The sequence below is a fragment of the Nitrosospira multiformis genome, from assembly GCF_900110185.1.
Taxonomy (GTDB): domain Bacteria; phylum Pseudomonadota; class Gammaproteobacteria; order Burkholderiales; family Nitrosomonadaceae; genus Nitrosospira; species Nitrosospira multiformis_A.
Genome location: NZ_FOCT01000005.1, coordinates 234,441 through 249,761, shown reverse-complemented (window position 1 = coordinate 249,761; position 15,321 = coordinate 234,441). Strand labels below are relative to the sequence as shown.

Genomic DNA, 15,321 nt, shown 5'->3' with positions numbered 1-15,321 from the left:
CTTTATCTTAATCCCACATCCGAAAAGATCACGGCAAAAATTGCATCGATAATAATTACCACGGTAATGGATGTGACGACCGAGTTCGTTGTACCTTCGCCCAGGCTTTCCGTATTTGATTTGATCCTCAAACCGAAGTGGCAAGAGATCAAGGCAATTGCCATCCCGCATACAATCCCTTTGCCCAGCCCCAGCCATAAGTTGGAAACGGCCACGGCATCCGGAAGCCTGCTCAAAAAAAACTTGTAGCCCAGCCCAAGCTGGAACTCGGCAACGGTCATTCCTCCTATCAGTGCAACAGCACTGGTCCATAGCACAACGAGTGGCATCGCAAGACCGAGGGCGATCACTTTCGGCAGGATCAGCCGAAGACTGTGGGGAATACCCATGACCGTCAGCGCATCCAGTTCCTCGGTTACCCGCATCACACCCAATTGTGCGGTCATCGATGAACCGGAACGGCCGGCAACCAGGATAGCGGCAAGCATGGGTCCAAGTTCCCGGATAACGCTGATGCCCAGGATGTTGACGATGAAGATATGCGCTCCAAATATTTGCAGTTGCCGGGAAGAGAGATAGCTCAATACTACACCGATGAGAAATCCCACCAGGGCCGTGATACCCAGCGCCTGCGCCCCGGTCCGGTACAGATTCGCGGAAATTTCGCGCCACGGTATTCGCGAGGGGTGGCCTGCCAGATACTTTATTTCCAGCACCAGCTGGCCCATCAGAATTACGAGGCCGACCAGATGCTCCCACAACAGGAAAACTGCCTTTCCCAGCACCATGATTGGCCACAGCCGATCCGGTGTTGCTTCAGAAGGAGGGGTCCAGGTTTCTTCCAGCCGATCGAAAAGCCTTTCATGCTCAGGTCTTACAAACAGATACCGAGGCCGCTGATTACCCCAGCCCCGCCATAGGAGAACGGCTCCTGCGTCATCCATCCGGGCTATCTGTGTAAGATCCCACCGCAGTTCCGGTGCGGTAGCGTACTCGGAAAGCTCCGCAGCAATCGGTCGAATTCGCTCACCTAAAGCAGTGAGAGTGCAGTTCCCTTCAACAATCACGCGCGGAATTCCATCAGCGCCGGTAACGCGGCGCAATACCATCGGTGAATTGCTGCCTTGAATCTCCGACATCATGATTATCCTCAGGAAACGCTTGTCAGGATAAGCTTTTCCGCTCTTTCTGGTGTCAGCCTTTGCCCGGTATTGGTTACTTTATTCCTCGTGGCGCAGTTTGTCCCTATAAAGTATAGCTGAACAGTTCCGCTGCAATACCACCCATTCTCCTAGTAAAACGCATTCGGGCTTTTGAGGCAAGCGAGGGGCGAACAGAAGCAGAAAGAGAAATAGCGAAGTTCATGGAAGGAAAATGAACGAATACGCCTCCAACGAAAGCTTGAAGGGAAGCTGCGGTTTTTTCCGCTTTTGCCAGCCAGTATGACCAGATGGACCCACTATTTGCCGAAATTTCTTACACTTGTACATCTTGAAAATAGAGGTTTATAGATAACCATTTGTTTTAAAAATATTTAAATAACTGGCACGGCATTTGCTTATTATATTATTAGCTCCCTTTTAATAACAGGCGTACTGAACGTGTTCCATGGCTTCCCAAGTGCCTGATCAACTTCAGGCGACGAGAGACAAGAAGCGAAATGGGCAGTATACGCCTCGTCCTCGGCAGATTTCTCGAAGCTGAATGATGGATAAATACAGAGGAGGGGAGCAGTAATAACAATAACTACGACAATAATAATAAATAGAAAATCAGGATCGGAGCAGTATCTTCTAAAGCTGAAATACAGCTCTGATTCTGATTATTTTTTCCTTATTACCCCGATCGCATGGATTCATACGCGACCGCTTTCCTGCTGCCGGACAGCAGGTTTATCTCCTTCATGAAGGATGGAGGGGAGCAAAGCGCAGATCATCATTCGAAATTATTCTTCATCGAATTTCATATCGCCTGCTCTAATTCTACGCAGCTCGCTTGGTTTGATATGCTGGTTTGAGGTGCTGGTTGCGTTGATGTAAGTGGGTTAAATTGAGCGCTTCGTTCGTATTGAAGCCTGACTACCAACCCGGCAAAGTTGGCGTCCTCGAAAAATTCTGCTATGCTGATATCATGTCGCCCGCGGTAATCCTCTCGAAGATATTACCATCCTCGAAGATGCCTCCTTCATTATGAAGAGCGGCAAGATGTACCGCAGCGATATCGCAAAGTAACTTAGGAACGGCTGAACAATCCTCCGTCGTGCCTATGAGGGTTTTGTTCAGCGCTTCCTCAGGCTAATGGTGGTCGTGAAAATGTTCTGCCGCTGGTGCACCACCTGAGGGGACATTTGACTGCTCTGTGAGGCGAATCTGGTAAGTGACATGGCAAGTGGAACACTTCATCATCGATTCGCTTAATTGCCGCAAGGTATGCCGCGAGTCTTTCCGGGACTCGGCATCAGCGGCGATTTCGTCGAACGCCTTGTGCACGGACATGCCAAGTTGCATGAATTCCTTAGGCAGCACCGACTGGAGATGATTTTCCCCCTTATGCGCCATGCCCATACCCAGTGCGCGAGCATGCCCTGCTACCGCCAGCATGTCTTCCTTGGAGAGGGCCTCGAGAATACGTTGAGTTCCTGATAGCAGGGCGCGCATTTCCGTTAATACGTGATCGCGCTGAAGCTCATTCAGCGTGAGGACCTGACGTTTGTCGATTTCACTGGCGGTGGCAGTAGCGGCTATAAAAGCCAGTAGAGCAGTAAAAACAGCCAAAATCTTTTTCAACTTGATCTCCCGTCCGTTCGGTTTCTACTCACTCACCTGTTATTGCGTCATGATTCCTGCAATCAGCTTTTACCGGGATTATCGCTCTAATGCTGAGCTTGTCAACCGATAGCCACTCGAGATTCCTTACGTCCAGTTGTCGCTGACCTGTCGCGCGTGCAGATCATGCGCGTCGGAGCGGGTAATTTCAACTTCAATAAATTCACCCGGTTTTACGTTTTTTGCTTTGTCGATATAAACCAGGCCATCGATTTCCGGAGCGTCGGCAGTACTGCGGGCGACAGCCTTGTTTTTGCTTATGTCGTCTGTCAGTACGATCATGCGTTTGCCGATTTTGCGGGCCAGGCGTTCAGCACTGATTTTTTCCTGGGTTGCCATGAAGCGCGCCCGTCGCTCTTCTTTCACCTCTTCCGGCACAGGATCGGGGAGCGCGTTCGCCGCCGCGCCCTCGACAGGTGAATAGGCAAAGCAGCCCACACGATCGAGTTGCGCTTCCTCGAGAAACTCCAGGAGCTGTCCGAATTCCGCCTCCGTTTCTCCGGGAAAGCCGACAATGAAAGTACTGCGCAGCGTGATATCCGGGCAGACTTCACGCCATCGCCGAATGCGGGAAAGATTGTTTTCGGAGTTGGCCGGACGTTTCATCGCCTTCAAGATACGCGGACTGGCGTGCTGAAACGGCACATCGAGATACGGAAGAATTTTCCCCTCGGCCATGAACGGAATCACTTCATCGACATGCGGGTAAGGATAAACATAATGGAGGCGAACCCATACTCCTAATTCCCCCAGCGCGCGCGCCAGTTCGGTCATCCGCGTTTTCAGCGGCCTGCCTTGCCAGAAACCGGTACGGTATTTGACGTCTATCCCATAGGCGCTCGTATCCTGCGAAATGACGAGCAATTCCCTGACCCCTGCGTTTACCAGGTTTTCCGCCTCCTCCATGACCTGATGGATGGGGCGGCTGACGAGGTCTCCGCGCATCGAAGGGATGATGCAGAAGGTGCAGCGGTGATTGCAGCCTTCGGAAATCTTGAGATAGGCGTAATGCCGGGGTGTCAGCTTTATACCCTGTGGAGGAATGAGACTGGTATAGGGATCGTGTGGCTGGGGCAGATGCATGTGGACCGCAGCCATGACTTCGGGCATGGCGTGAGGTCCTGTCACCGCCAGTACTTGTGGATGGGCTTGCTTGACCACATCCCCACCTTCTTTTGCTCCAAGGCAACCCGTGACGATCACCTTGCCATTTTCCGCCAACGCCTCGCCGATAGCGTCGAGTGACTCTTCCACCGCGCTATCGATAAAACCGCAGGTATTGACGACTACAAGGTCCGCATCCTCATAGGTAGAGGAAGTTTCATAGCCTTCGGCACGCAGCTGGGTAAGGATCTGCTCGGAGTCCACCAAGGCTTTCGGGCAACCGAGGGAGACAAAGCCGATACGGGGAGTCTGTTGTTTCAGAGATGCCATTTGATTTGTAATATCGCTTTCCTCGAAGGAAAGTCAGAGTGAGAAGAATGATGTATTTTTGCAGAGACAAAATATCTGGATAAGGATTCCCCGGAAGATTGGGAATGCGCTTCAGGATTTTTGTGGAGTGAGAAGGGCTTGAGCAAATGAAGCTCACGCATGATGAGCAAACAGGTTTCCAGCTAACCAGATCGAACTGATGCCGAGCGTGATGAGGGCGACCTGCTTGATGGTCGCGTCGATTTCCGGGCGCCTGTGCAAACCCGGTATGAGATCCGACATTGCCACATAAATCATGGCCGCCGCTGCGAGGCCCAGCAGCGACGGAATCAGGTGTCGCATGTCCTGCAGCATGAAGTAGGCCGACATGCTCCCAACCAGGGTGGCCGCGCTGGACAGCAGATTGAAAAGCAGTGCCTGTTTTCGGGTATAGCCGGAATTGAGCAGTATCAGAAAATCGCTGGCTTCCTGGGGAATTTCATGGGCAATGATGGCAATGGCGGTGACAATACCCAACTGTATGTCGGCCATGAAGGCGGCAGCAATCAGTATGCCGTCGACGAAATTGTGAAACGTGTCGCCCAGCATGATCATCATGCCGCTGCGGCCGTGATCGTGCTGATGTGTTCCGGCGGCGATTACGCTGCGGGTAGGATCATGGACTTCACATTCTTCCGAATGGCAGTGACGCCACAATACCAGTTTTTCCAGAATGAAGAATAGCAGGATACCGAACAGCACCGTGGCCGTCATTTGCCCCGGGTTTTTCGAAAGTTCGAGCGCTTCCGGTAGTGCGTTGAGGAAAGCGGCCCCCAATAGCGCCCCGATGGCATACGAGATCAATATCTGAACCCAGGAGGCGCGCGTGTTGAGCGTCAGCACGGCAGCGAACAGTACGCTCAGGATACCCCCGAACAGGCTGGTGACGATGATCCAGGCAAAGGTCGACATCGATGCTATTGAGACACTCGCGGGAAAAGGCGCGATTATACGCTGTTGCGCCCAAATTACGGTGACGGCGCGAGTGGATCCGGCCACAAGACATTCCAATCGGCATATTATCGCCGTTATCGCTGCTGTACCGGCCGATTTATACCAGCCAGATCAGGGCGGCCATACGCCCTGTGCTGCCATCGCGCCGATAAGAAAAAAACCTTGCGGGATCGCTGAAAGTACATTCCCCTCCGCCATATACCTCGGTAATACCGGCATTCTTCAACTGCTGCCGCGCCAGCAGGAAAAGGTCGGCATACCATTTCCCCTTGTGGGGACCCGGGCGAAAGGCGAGGGCGGCTTCTTCATCGCGCCGGGTAAAAGCCAGGCGCACTTCCTCCCCGACTTCGAAATGCCTTGGACCGATTGCCGGACCGAGCCAGGCCATAAGAGAAGACGGATTTGTTCCCATCGCAGATATGGCCTGTTCCACGATTCCTCCGGCCAATCCGCGCCACCCGCCGTGAAGCGCGCCCACCGTGGTTCCTTCGCGGTCACACAACAGTATGGGCAGGCAGTCGGCTACAAGAATCGCGCAGATGTGACCGGAGCGCTCACTGAATGCAGCGTCGCCGCAGGATGAGGACGTGCAATCATTGCGGTCGATACCGATCGTACTCGTCCCATGCACCTGCTTCAGCCACCGAGGTTCGGCGGGTAAAAACCGCCGCAGCAGGGCGCGGTTTTGTGCGACCGCTTCCGTTTCGTCGCCCACATGCCCCCCCAGGTTAAGGCTGGCATAAGGGGAATGACTCACTCCACCGTTGCGTGTAGTGAACAATGCTTTGACATTGGGCGGGGCTGGCCAGCCGGGAGTGATCCAGTCGTTCATTTGATCATGATTGGAATTGCACGGGATTCTTTATCATGCGCTTTCTGAAGCATCAGCAGCAGATTGCTCATGTCTTCCGGCAATGGCGCTTCCCATCCCATTCTCTGGCCATTCTGCGGATGCGTCAATTCCAGTCTGTGGGCATGCAACGCCTGTCGGGGAAAAGCAGCCAACTGCATCGTCGCACTGCTGCCTTTTTTTGCTTTGCCGCCATACAACGGATCTCCCACCAGGGGATGGCCGAGAGACTGCATGTGCACCCGTATCTGATGGGTGCGCCCTGTCTCCAGGCTGCACCTGAGCAACGTGCAATCGGTGAATTGCTCCAATACCTCGTAACGTGTACGTGCTTCCTTCCCACTCGCGACTACTGCCATTCTGGTCCGCTGTACCGGATGGCGGCCGACTGGTGCGTCAACCCATCCGTGGGAGGAAATACTGCCCCAGACCAGCGCCAGATAATCCCGCTTGACCGTGTGCTTTTGCAACTGCCGCACCAGGCTGGTTTGGGCCTCCAGGGTTTTTGCCACTACCAGGAGACCGCTGGTTTCCTTGTCCAGGCGGTGAACGATACCGGAGCGCGGTATGCCGCTTAATTGCGGAGAATGGTGCAGCAATGCATTGAGCAGGGTGCCCTGCCAATTTCCGCTGCCGGGGTGGACCACGAGCCCTGCGGGCTTATTGATGATAATGATGGCGTTATCTTCGTGGACAATATCCAGTGCAATGGCTTCCGGCGCGTGGGCCGTTTCAGCAGAATCACGTGCGGGATAGAGCTCGATCTTTTCCCCACCCCACACTTTCTGCCGGGAAACGCTGCTTGCGCCATCTACTCTTACCCTCTTTTCCAGAATCCATGATTGCAGCCGACTGCGAGACCATTTGGGCAACAGTTGCGCCAGGGCCTGATCCAGGCGGAGGCCGGCGCAATGGTCGGGAATGATCAGTTCGACAACCCTCTCGGGCGATTCGGGCGTCGGATGCGCGGGTTCGGGCACTATTGGCTTTGGGCTATAATGGTTATTCCTTTTTCCTGGCACTGAATTCATCATGTTACGTAGTGTAGCTTTATTTCTCGCATTGCTGCTATCGGCATGCGGTCTGTTTCCCAAGGAAATGGAGGACACCAAGGCGTGGTCGGCCAGTAAATACTATACCGAGGCAAAGTCGGAATTGAACGACGGCAATTACGCTGCCGCCATCAAACTGTTCGAAGCGCTGGAAGCGCGCTACCCTTACGGGCGCTATGCGCAGCAGGCGCAGCTGGAAATCGGCTATGCGCATTACAAGGATGGCGAGCAGGCGCTGGCGATTGCGGCTGCCGATCGTTTCATCAAGCTTCATCCAAACCATCCCAATGTGGATTATGCGTATTACCTGAAGGGTCTGGCGAATTTCAACGATGACCTGGGGTTGATGGGTATCGTCACGGAAAAAATTCTCAACCAGGACATGAGCGAGCGCGATCCCAAGGCATCGCACGAATCATTTGAAAATTTCAAGGAGCTGGTGAATCGTTTTCCCAAAAGCAAGTACGCGCCCGATGCAGTGCAACGCATGAAGCATCTGGTCAACGTCGTGGCGCTGAATGAAATACAGGTGGCCCGCTACTATATGAAACGGGGAGGGTATGTTGCCGCAGCCAACCGCGCCCAATATGCCTTGAAGGAATATCCGCAAACACCGGCGACGGAAGAAGCCTTGTTCATCATGGTGAAGGCCTACGACGCCTTGGGCATGGCTGATTTGCGCGATGATGCCGATCGTGTCATGAGAAAAAACTTTCCAAACAGCCGTTTCCTATCCGACTCGACAGGGGTCAGCGGCGAGCCCTGGTGGAAATTCTGGTGATGCCGGCAATGTCACTGAGGCGGTTGAATAACTGAGTTGCAAAATAGAGGGCTAGGAACGTCTGAACAAGTTTCCCCGAGGGTGACGGAACTTTGCAGGATGGAATGCGCTAAAGGCAACGACGCAAAGGTGTGGTTTGGTAGCGGAATATCGGCAACAAAGTGGAGATGGGATGGAACCGTAGTCATGACGATCCCAGTTTTGCCACTTCGTGCGCTCCTTTGTACCGTAGTCCGAGTTATGACCTTCGTCGCCTGCCTTGTGATCATCCTAATTTTGATAACAACGTACTCTGCGAAGCTTGTTCAGCGTTTCCTAGATGTAGGGCAACAGCTTACCTTTGCGTCGTTCCCTTTATTTGTTCGAGTACGATTTGATCCAAGGCACTAGAAGTGCTCCTCGCCGTACAGCTTCCAGTTCCGCTGGCAGCTTGGGTACCTAGAACATCTGCAGCAATGTTACATACGGCAGCAGCTACAGAAACAGGTGCCTGCACAGTGACCGGGATCTGGCTGACATCAACATTGATGTTTTTCGCAATATTGTTCGCGACGTTTCTGATGTCCACACTGATCAGGCCAGATTGCGCTTGCGCAATTGTACTTGGCCCCATACTGAACAGTACAGCTGCGCCGATTCCTGCTAGTACCGTTTTTACAGTTTTCACGATAAATCTCCTTTTCCCTCTCTTATATAAAGATTTCTTAGCTATTCAAAAATCATAGCCAGGGATGCAGCTTCCAGGGCTTTTTTAGGTATAGCACCTCATACCCGGAGCGCAAGAGAACAATTCGAAATTATTTAGACTAGGATGCCAGGGGATCGAGCGCTGATCTCTCCAGTATCGGTTCCTCGCTCGTTACCTCATCCTGCAGGCGAATGGCGATAACATCGCATTTCGCATGATGGAGAATGCTGTTTGCTGTCGATCCCAGCAGTAGTGCAAGGCCGTGGCGTCCGTGCGAGCCGACAACAATGAGGTCGACCTGTTCCTGCTCTGCTACGCGAACTATTTCCTGTGCGGGCACGCCCCATACCAGCCAGCGCTGGCGGACATCCACTCCCAGACGGTCAGCCACCTGTTCCAGCTTCTTTTTTTCCGCTTCCAGCAACTCGTAAGCTGAATATTCCTCGAGGGGGACAATGGTTCCATAAGCCATGTCAGGCATGGGAATGTTATCCAGCACATGAATGATGCTGAGCTTTGCCTGAAATGTTTCCGCCAGATACCTTGCTTTTCGGATAACGTGATTTCCGTGCTCCGAAAAGTCCACTGCCAGGAGAATATGTCTGTAGCTACCGATCATTTTCTTTATTCATATTCGCAGGGCGAAAACTTACCAAATATTGATTTCCGGGTCCTCTCCGATGATGCTATTCCCGATAAGGCTTGAGGTTACATTACCTCAATTTTTGAATAGCGACAAACTCCGCAGGCAAGCGGATTCCAACCGGTGGCTTCACCGCGCACCCGGAGAATCGTAAGCAAGCGGTGGTGAAGATTTCTGGGGAGCCGCGAGCATCGTTTTCAACACTTTCCAGACATTTTCCACGATTTTTTCCTGGGCCCGAGCGGTGGGATGTATTCCATCTGCCTGAAAAAATTCGCGTTTGTTACCGAAGCCATCCAGGAGGAACGGCACGAGTTTGATGTCGTGGCGTTTGGCGAGTTGAGGGTAAATATCCTGAAACTTTTGAGTATATGTTATGCCATAATTTGGCGGCAATTGCATTCCGGCCAACAGTACAGTGGCATTGTTCCGCTTGCAGGCTTCAATGATGGCTTCGAGATTGTCCCGGATGGATCCGATGGATGCTCCTCTCAGCCCATCATTACCTCCCAACTCGACAATGACGATGTCAGGACGATGGGTCTTGAGCGCTTTCTCGATCCGGTTACGTCCTCCCCATGCGGTTTCGCCACTGATGCTGTTATTGATCAGATATGTCTGTGATTGGGTTTGCAGCCGGTTCTTGAGCAGATTGACCCAGCCTGCATCCGGAGGCAAGCCATAACCGGCAGATAAACTGTCGCCGAATACCATAACGGTCGTGGTTCCGGAGGTGGGTGCAGGCGCCGGCCCCACGGTTGCGCCCAAAGAGGGGGTAAAGAATGCCGATACCAGATAGAGAATAACCAGGAAATTTTTCATGACAGATAATGTTGTAGTACGGCCCATCGTGCAGGCGATTGGATTGACCAAGCAAGTGAATACCGGCGACGAACAACTCACCATTCTGGAGAACATCAATTTAAGCGTTAATGCTGGCGATTCCGTCGCCGTAGTAGGAGCGTCGGGTTCAGGAAAGTCGACATTGTTGGGGTTGTTAGCAGGATTAGATACGCCTTCGAGCGGTAAGGTTCACCTCGATGGCGAGGATATTTTTCTGTTGGACGAGGATGCCCGGGCCGCACTTCGCGGACGCATGCTGGGATTTGTCTTCCAGTCATTTCAACTGTTGCCGGCGCTCACTGCGATCGAAAACGTGATGTTGCCCCTGGAGCTTGCAAATATATCGGACGCAGGCAGCGCATCGCGCGAATTGCTTGAACGAGTGGGGCTTGGACAGCGTCTAAAGCATTATCCGCGCCAACTCTCAGGAGGAGAGCAGCAGCGCGTCGCCATCGCGCGCGCCTTTGTTACCCAGCCTCGACTGGTATTGGCAGATGAACCGACAGGCAACCTTGATTCTGCGACGGGCGCCCAAATCATAGAGCTCATGTTTGAACTGAACCGCGAGCGCGGGACAACGCTCATTCTGGTAACACACGATGAAGCCATCTCCAGCCGTTGTGCAGAGAGAATACGGCTTGCCGGAGGAATAATCGTGGATTGAAGAAGCCGAGAAGTATCTTCACGGTGCGGGCAATTGATAAGACGGTGCTTCCCGCTGTACTTCTTGGTATGCTCCTCTCCCTTTCCGGATCATAATTCGATCGCATTCGGCTAAGTCTCCCTGATGGAAGCTATTTCTGAAATAAAAAGGGTTACGCCTGTCCGGCGCCTGAGAGTCACAATCCTTGGTCTTATACTCGCTGCCCTGATAGCAGGGGTCTGGGTGTGGCGTAACCCGAGTGGAGCGACCGAGGCGAAGAAGAAGACTTCGGAACCTACGCCGGTAATAACAGCGGTCATCAACCAACAGAATGTACCGGTGCAACTCGCTGCCAACGGTACCGTGTCTGCGCAGCAGACGGTGGCCGTGCGACCCCAGTTGAGCGCAATGATCAGCGCCGTGCATATCAGGGAAGGTCAATTCGTTCGAAAGGGCGAGCCGCTTTTCACGCTCGACGCTCGCACCGAGGATGCCAATGTGCGCAGAACAGAGGGGCAACTGGCGAAGTCACGCGCCGATCTGAGAAATGCGGAACGTAATCTTGAACGCCAGCGGGAACTGTTCCGGCAGGGTTTTATTTCGCAGGCGGCCCTGGATGTGGCGGAGAATCAGGTGGATGCGCTGCGCGCCCAGCTTACGGTCGATGAGGCTACAGCTCAGGCGAATCGAATCGCCCGCGGTTTCAGCGAAATCACTGCCCCGATCTCTGGTCGTTCGGGCGCCATTTCGGTATATCAGGGCAGCCTGGTGCAGCCCAACGATGCTTTGGTGAGTATTACCCAGATCGATCCGATCAACGTCAGCTTCACTTTGCCGGAACGCGAGTTCATACCTTTGCAGCAGGCTTTTGCGAAAGGCGAGGTGCTGGTAACCGTCGAACTGAATGGGCCACAAAAACAGACAAGAACCGGCCGTCTGATATTCATCGATAATACCGTCGATACGGCAAGCGGTACAATTCGTCTCAAGGCAGAGTTTCCCAATGCGGACAGGCACCTGTGGCCAGGCATGTTTGTCATGGTGTCGCTCGCGCCCCAAACTTTGATCCATGCCCTGACGGTGCCGGTGCAGGCCGTGCAGAATGGACCGGAAGGAAAATTCCTGTATGTACTGGACGAAACCGGAAAGGTAAAGCCTTTTTCGGTCGAGGTGCGCCTGGTACAGGAAGGGTTTGCGGTAGTAGAGGGAAAGGCTATTACTTCCGGGATGCATGTGGTGGCGGAGGGGGCGCAGAATCTCCGTCCGGGCAGCGCCGTAACGGAGGCGAGTTCCATCAAGACCGGTGCCGGGCCAGCGGGTAGAAACTCCGGATGAGCAAATTGTTTTGGCAGGACCGATCTGCAACCCGCATGAAGTCAGCGCGATGAATCTCTCGGAACTGTGTATTCGCCGTCCCATCATGACGGTGCTGTTATCAGCCTCGGCTATTCTCGCCGGCATTATGGCTTACGGTAATTTGCCTATTGCTGCCCTTCCCAGTTATGACTCGCCCACCATTTCGGTGGCAGCGGTATTGCCGGGTGCCAGTCCCGAGACAATGGCTTCCTCTGTGGCCACGCCACTGGAGCGACAATTCTCGACGATCTCCGGTCTTTCGGTAATCAGCTCCACCAGCACGCTTGGCAATACCGCGATTACCCTGGAATTCGACCAGAGACGGGATATCGACAGCGCGGCAATTGACGTACAGGCGGCCTTGCTGCGAGCCGAGCGCGCTCTCCCGATTGAGATGACGTCGCCACCCTCGTATCGCAAGATCAATCCTGCGGATTCGCCCATCCTCTTCCTTACGCTGACATCGCCTTCGATGTCGCTGTCGGAACTGAACAGTCTTGCCGAAGACCTGATTGCTCCCACTTTGTCAACGCTGTCGGGCGTTGCGCAGGTCCAGATCAACGGCCAGAAAAAATACGCCGTACGTATCCATGTCAATGCGGAAGCGCTTGCTGTCCGCAATTTGACGCTGGACGATATTGCCACTGCGCTGGGGACTGCCAACGCCAACACGCCGATCGGCACTCTCGAGGGTCCGCGCCAGACTCTTACCATTCAGGCCAACCGCCAGCTCGGAAACGCGGCAGCCTTCGCGGATCTGATCGTGGCGACCTCTGACGCAGGCAACCCCGTGCGCCTCTCGGAAGTAGCGGAAGTTGAAGACAGCGTTCAGTCGGTCAAGACCGCAAGCTGGGCCAATGGCGAGCGGGCAATAACCTTGTCGGTGCAGCGCCAGCCGGGCGCGAATACGGTGGCGACCGTGGATGCCATAAAAGCTGCCCTGCCGACGCTGGTCGCGCAAATGCCTTCATCGGTGCAACTCAAGCTGACCAGCGACCGCTCGGTTTCGATTCGCGACTCGATTCATGATGTGCAGGTCACGCTGGCGGTAACGATCGTACTCGTTCTGCTTGTGATTTTCCTGTTCCTGCGGAAGGCTTCCGCCACGCTGATTCCGGCGCTGTCGCTGCCGATCTCGCTGCTTGGAACCGTAGCGATGATGTATCTGCTCGATTACAGCCTGGACAATATTTCGCTGCTGGCAATCACGCTTGCGGTCGGCCTAGTCGTGGATGATGCCATTGTAATGCTGGAAAATATCGTTCGTCATATCGAGGAGGGGATGCCGCCCTTGCAAGCGGCTCTGGTGGGGTCGAAAGAGGTGAGTTTTACCATCATGTCGATTTCCCTCTCGCTGGTGGCCGTCTTCATCCCGATTTTTTTCATGCCCGGAGTAATCGGCCTGCTTTTTCACGAGTTTGCAGGAGTAGTGGGCATCGCCATCATGATGTCGGCGCTTGTCTCGCTCACGCTGGTGCCCGTGATGACAAGTCGGTATATCGTCCAGCACGAGCCCGAGGGCAGAAGTCTGAAGTGGACTGCCTGGTTCGAGCGGGGATTCATCCGTACCCTGGGAGTCTATGAACGCTTCCTCGATCTCGCATTGCGTCATCGCCGCACCGTGCTCGGCATTGCCATGGGCACCTTCATTGCCACGGCAGGCTTGTTCGTGGTCTTGCCCAAAGGTTTTTTCCCTACGGAGGATATCGGACAGGCGCTGATCACGGTGGATGCGGTTGAAGATATTTCCTTTCCGGCCATGACGGAATTATTGCAGCGAACGGGGGAAATCATGCGCGCCAATCCAGCTGTTGACACACTCATCGTCAATGCGACCGAAAGCAATAGCGCGCGGTTGTTCATGACCTTGAAGCCGCGGAGCGAACGTCCCCCTCTCAACAAGGTAATGGAAGATTTGCGGCGCGAGGTCAGCGCTATTCCCGGCGTCAACGTTTTCATCAATCCCATTCAGAATCTCAGGCTGGGAGGGCGCACCAGCAAGAGCCGTTATCAGTATGTCATGCGCAGTGTGCGCGCGGAGGAATTGCGCGGTGCGGCAGAGGGTCTGATGGCGCGCATGCGTGCCGATCCAATATTCCGCGATGTCACCAGCGATTCCCAGTTGAAGGGCCTGCAGGCGCAACTCAATATCAATCGTGACAAAGTCAATCTGCTGGGCGTGCAGATGTCCGATATCCGTTCTCTGTTGTACAGCGCGTTTGGTGAGCGCCAGGTGTCGACGATCTATACCTCCAGCGACAGTTATCCGGTTATCCTGCAGGTAGCCTCGGAGGACCGCGCTGACGAGAGTGCGTTCGATAAAATCTACCTGCGTGGCAAGAACGGCATGCTGGTGCCACTCTCCAGCGTTGCATCGGTTGAACGGCAGGTGGGACCCCTTGCGATCAACCACTCCGGTCAGCTCGAGTCGTTGACCATCTCGTTCAATCTCGCGCCCGGGGCCGCGCTGGGGGAAGCCTCTGTCCGAATAGAGAAGTTCAAGCGTGAACTGAATGTCCCCGCCAGCATTCTCACGAGCTATGCGGGCGATGCCGCGGCATTCCAGTCCTCACAGGCAAGCCAGGTGATACTCATCATCGGCGCGTTGCTGGTCATCTATGTTTTGCTGGGTGTGCTGTATGAAAGCTATATCCATCCCGTCACGATCCTTTCAGGATTGCCATCGGCTGCGGTTGGAGCTTTGGGAATGCTATGGCTGTTCAATATGGAACTCTCGATCATCGCCATGATCGGCATCCTTATGCTGATCGGCATAGTTAAAAAGAACGCCATCATGATGATCGATTTCGCGCTCGATGCCCAGCGCAACGAAGGGATGACACCTCAGGAAGCGATCAGGACCGCTTGCCTGCTGCGATTCCGGCCAATCATGATGACCACTCTGGCGGCCCTGATGGGCGCGCTTCCTATCGCTCTGGGATTGGGAGCAGGCGCGGAATTGCGCCAGCCGCTGGGCCTTGCCGTGGTAGGTGGGCTACTGTTTTCTCAGGTGATCACCTTGTTCATCACACCGGTGATCTATCTATACCTGGACCGATATTCCGGCAAAGGACCATTGAAGCTCGAGACGGGGGACCTGGCGGGACAGCGGGCGTAGATCGTATCCTTATCTCGTGATCCATGGCGGTGAGGTCACAAGGAATCAATGGGGTCCGACTCTGAGCTATCCCCATAAAATATTTTTATATGGCA

Annotated in this window: 13 protein-coding genes; 4 read left to right on the top strand and 9 right to left on the bottom strand. The window is 54.0% G+C overall.

The genetic code is table 11. The features are described 5' to 3' along the window. Positions 1–2 precede the first annotated feature (2 nt). The 6 genes from BMY01_RS07935 to rluD form a co-directional block, all read right to left on the bottom strand. Positions 3–1,139 carry an MlaE family ABC transporter permease gene (locus BMY01_RS07935; protein WP_074746029.1) on the bottom strand — a complete coding sequence of 379 codons (1,137 nt, stop codon included), beginning with the start codon at positions 1,137–1,139 and terminating at the stop codon, positions 3–5. Between the two features lie 1,155 nt (positions 1,140–2,294). Then, positions 2,295–2,786 carry a hypothetical protein gene (locus BMY01_RS07930; RefSeq protein WP_074745941.1) on the bottom strand — a complete coding sequence of 164 codons (492 nt, stop codon included), beginning with the start codon at positions 2,784–2,786 and terminating at the stop codon, positions 2,295–2,297. A 126-nt stretch (positions 2,787–2,912) separates the two neighbouring features. After that, a complete protein-coding gene (rimO, locus tag BMY01_RS07925; RefSeq protein WP_074745939.1) occupies positions 2,913–4,259 on the bottom strand; it encodes a 30S ribosomal protein S12 methylthiotransferase RimO in 1,347 nt (448 codons plus the stop codon). Positions 4,260–4,412: 153 nt separating this feature from the next. Beyond that, positions 4,413–5,210: a ZIP family metal transporter gene (locus tag BMY01_RS07920; protein WP_074745937.1), complete on the bottom strand. Its 798-nt coding sequence runs from the start codon at positions 5,208–5,210 to the stop codon at positions 4,413–4,415. Between the two features lie 139 nt (positions 5,211–5,349). Further along, positions 5,350–6,084: a peptidoglycan editing factor PgeF gene (gene pgeF / locus BMY01_RS07915; protein ID WP_074745934.1), complete on the bottom strand. Its 735-nt coding sequence runs from the start codon at positions 6,082–6,084 to the stop codon at positions 5,350–5,352. Continuing rightward, positions 6,081–7,136, bottom strand: coding sequence for a 23S rRNA pseudouridine(1911/1915/1917) synthase RluD (rluD, locus tag BMY01_RS07910; protein WP_074745932.1), 1,056 nt, complete (start codon positions 7,134–7,136; stop codon positions 6,081–6,083). The genes pgeF and rluD overlap by 4 nt, the downstream gene beginning before the upstream one ends. Between rluD and BMY01_RS07905 the strand changes: the two genes are divergently transcribed. Further along, the gene (locus BMY01_RS07905; protein WP_074745930.1) at positions 7,135–7,935 is read left to right on the top strand and encodes an outer membrane protein assembly factor BamD; all 801 of its coding nucleotides are present in this window, start codon (positions 7,135–7,137) and stop codon (positions 7,933–7,935) included. The genes rluD and BMY01_RS07905 overlap by 2 nt on opposite strands. Before the next feature lie 334 nt (positions 7,936–8,269). Here BMY01_RS07905 and BMY01_RS07900 read toward each other — a convergent pair whose 3' ends face one another. From BMY01_RS07900 to BMY01_RS07890, 3 genes are all read right to left on the bottom strand, one after another. Further along, a complete protein-coding gene (locus BMY01_RS07900) occupies positions 8,270–8,602 on the bottom strand; it encodes a hypothetical protein (protein ID WP_254772661.1) in 333 nt (110 codons plus the stop codon). 139 nt (positions 8,603–8,741) lie between these two features. Then, complete coding sequence (locus tag BMY01_RS07895; protein ID WP_081353837.1) at positions 8,742–9,242, bottom strand: universal stress protein; 501 nt, start codon at positions 9,240–9,242, stop codon at positions 8,742–8,744. A gap of 153 nt (positions 9,243–9,395) precedes the next feature. After that, on the bottom strand, positions 9,396–9,980 hold the full coding sequence (locus tag BMY01_RS07890; protein ID WP_254772670.1) for an arylesterase: 585 nt from the start codon (positions 9,978–9,980) through the stop codon (positions 9,396–9,398). Positions 9,981–10,086: 106 nt separating this feature from the next. Here BMY01_RS07890 and BMY01_RS07885 point away from each other — a divergent pair, with 106 nt between their 5' ends. The 3 genes from BMY01_RS07885 to BMY01_RS07875 all read left to right on the top strand — a co-directional run bounded on the left by BMY01_RS07885 (position 10,087) and on the right by BMY01_RS07875 (position 15,226). Beyond that, on the top strand, positions 10,087–10,773 hold the full coding sequence (locus tag BMY01_RS07885; RefSeq protein ID WP_074704033.1) for an ABC transporter ATP-binding protein: 687 nt from the start codon (positions 10,087–10,089) through the stop codon (positions 10,771–10,773). Positions 10,774–10,896: 123 nt separating this feature from the next. After that, a complete protein-coding gene (locus tag BMY01_RS07880) occupies positions 10,897–12,087 on the top strand; it encodes an efflux RND transporter periplasmic adaptor subunit (RefSeq protein WP_254772660.1) in 1,191 nt (396 codons plus the stop codon). 10 nt (positions 12,088–12,097) lie between these two features. Then, complete coding sequence (locus tag BMY01_RS07875) at positions 12,098–15,226, top strand: efflux RND transporter permease subunit (RefSeq protein WP_254772659.1); 3,129 nt, start codon at positions 12,098–12,100, stop codon at positions 15,224–15,226. Positions 15,227–15,321 lie beyond the last annotated feature (95 nt).

Coding starts and splice junctions, on each gene's coding strand:
- BMY01_RS07935 (WP_074746029.1), bottom strand. CDS start 1,139: ATGTCGGAGATTCAAGGCAGCAATTCACCGATGGTATTGCGCCGCGTT.
- rimO (WP_074745939.1), bottom strand. CDS start 4,259: ATGGCATCTCTGAAACAACAGACTCCCCGTATCGGCTTTGTCTCCCTC.
- BMY01_RS07920 (WP_074745937.1), bottom strand. CDS start 5,210: ATGTCGACCTTTGCCTGGATCATCGTCACCAGCCTGTTCGGGGGTATC.
- pgeF (WP_074745934.1), bottom strand. CDS start 6,084: ATGAACGACTGGATCACTCCCGGCTGGCCAGCCCCGCCCAATGTCAAA.
- BMY01_RS07905 (WP_074745930.1), top strand. CDS start 7,135: ATGTTACGTAGTGTAGCTTTATTTCTCGCATTGCTGCTATCGGCATGC.
- rluD (WP_074745932.1), bottom strand. CDS start 7,136: ATGATGAATTCAGTGCCAGGAAAAAGGAATAACCATTATAGCCCAAAG.
- BMY01_RS07895 (WP_081353837.1), bottom strand. CDS start 9,242: ATGATCGGTAGCTACAGACATATTCTCCTGGCAGTGGACTTTTCGGAG.
- BMY01_RS07890 (WP_254772670.1), bottom strand. CDS start 9,980: ATGGTATTCGGCGACAGTTTATCTGCCGGTTATGGCTTGCCTCCGGAT.
- BMY01_RS07885 (WP_074704033.1), top strand. CDS start 10,087: ATGACAGATAATGTTGTAGTACGGCCCATCGTGCAGGCGATTGGATTG.
- BMY01_RS07880 (WP_254772660.1), top strand. CDS start 10,897: ATGGAAGCTATTTCTGAAATAAAAAGGGTTACGCCTGTCCGGCGCCTG.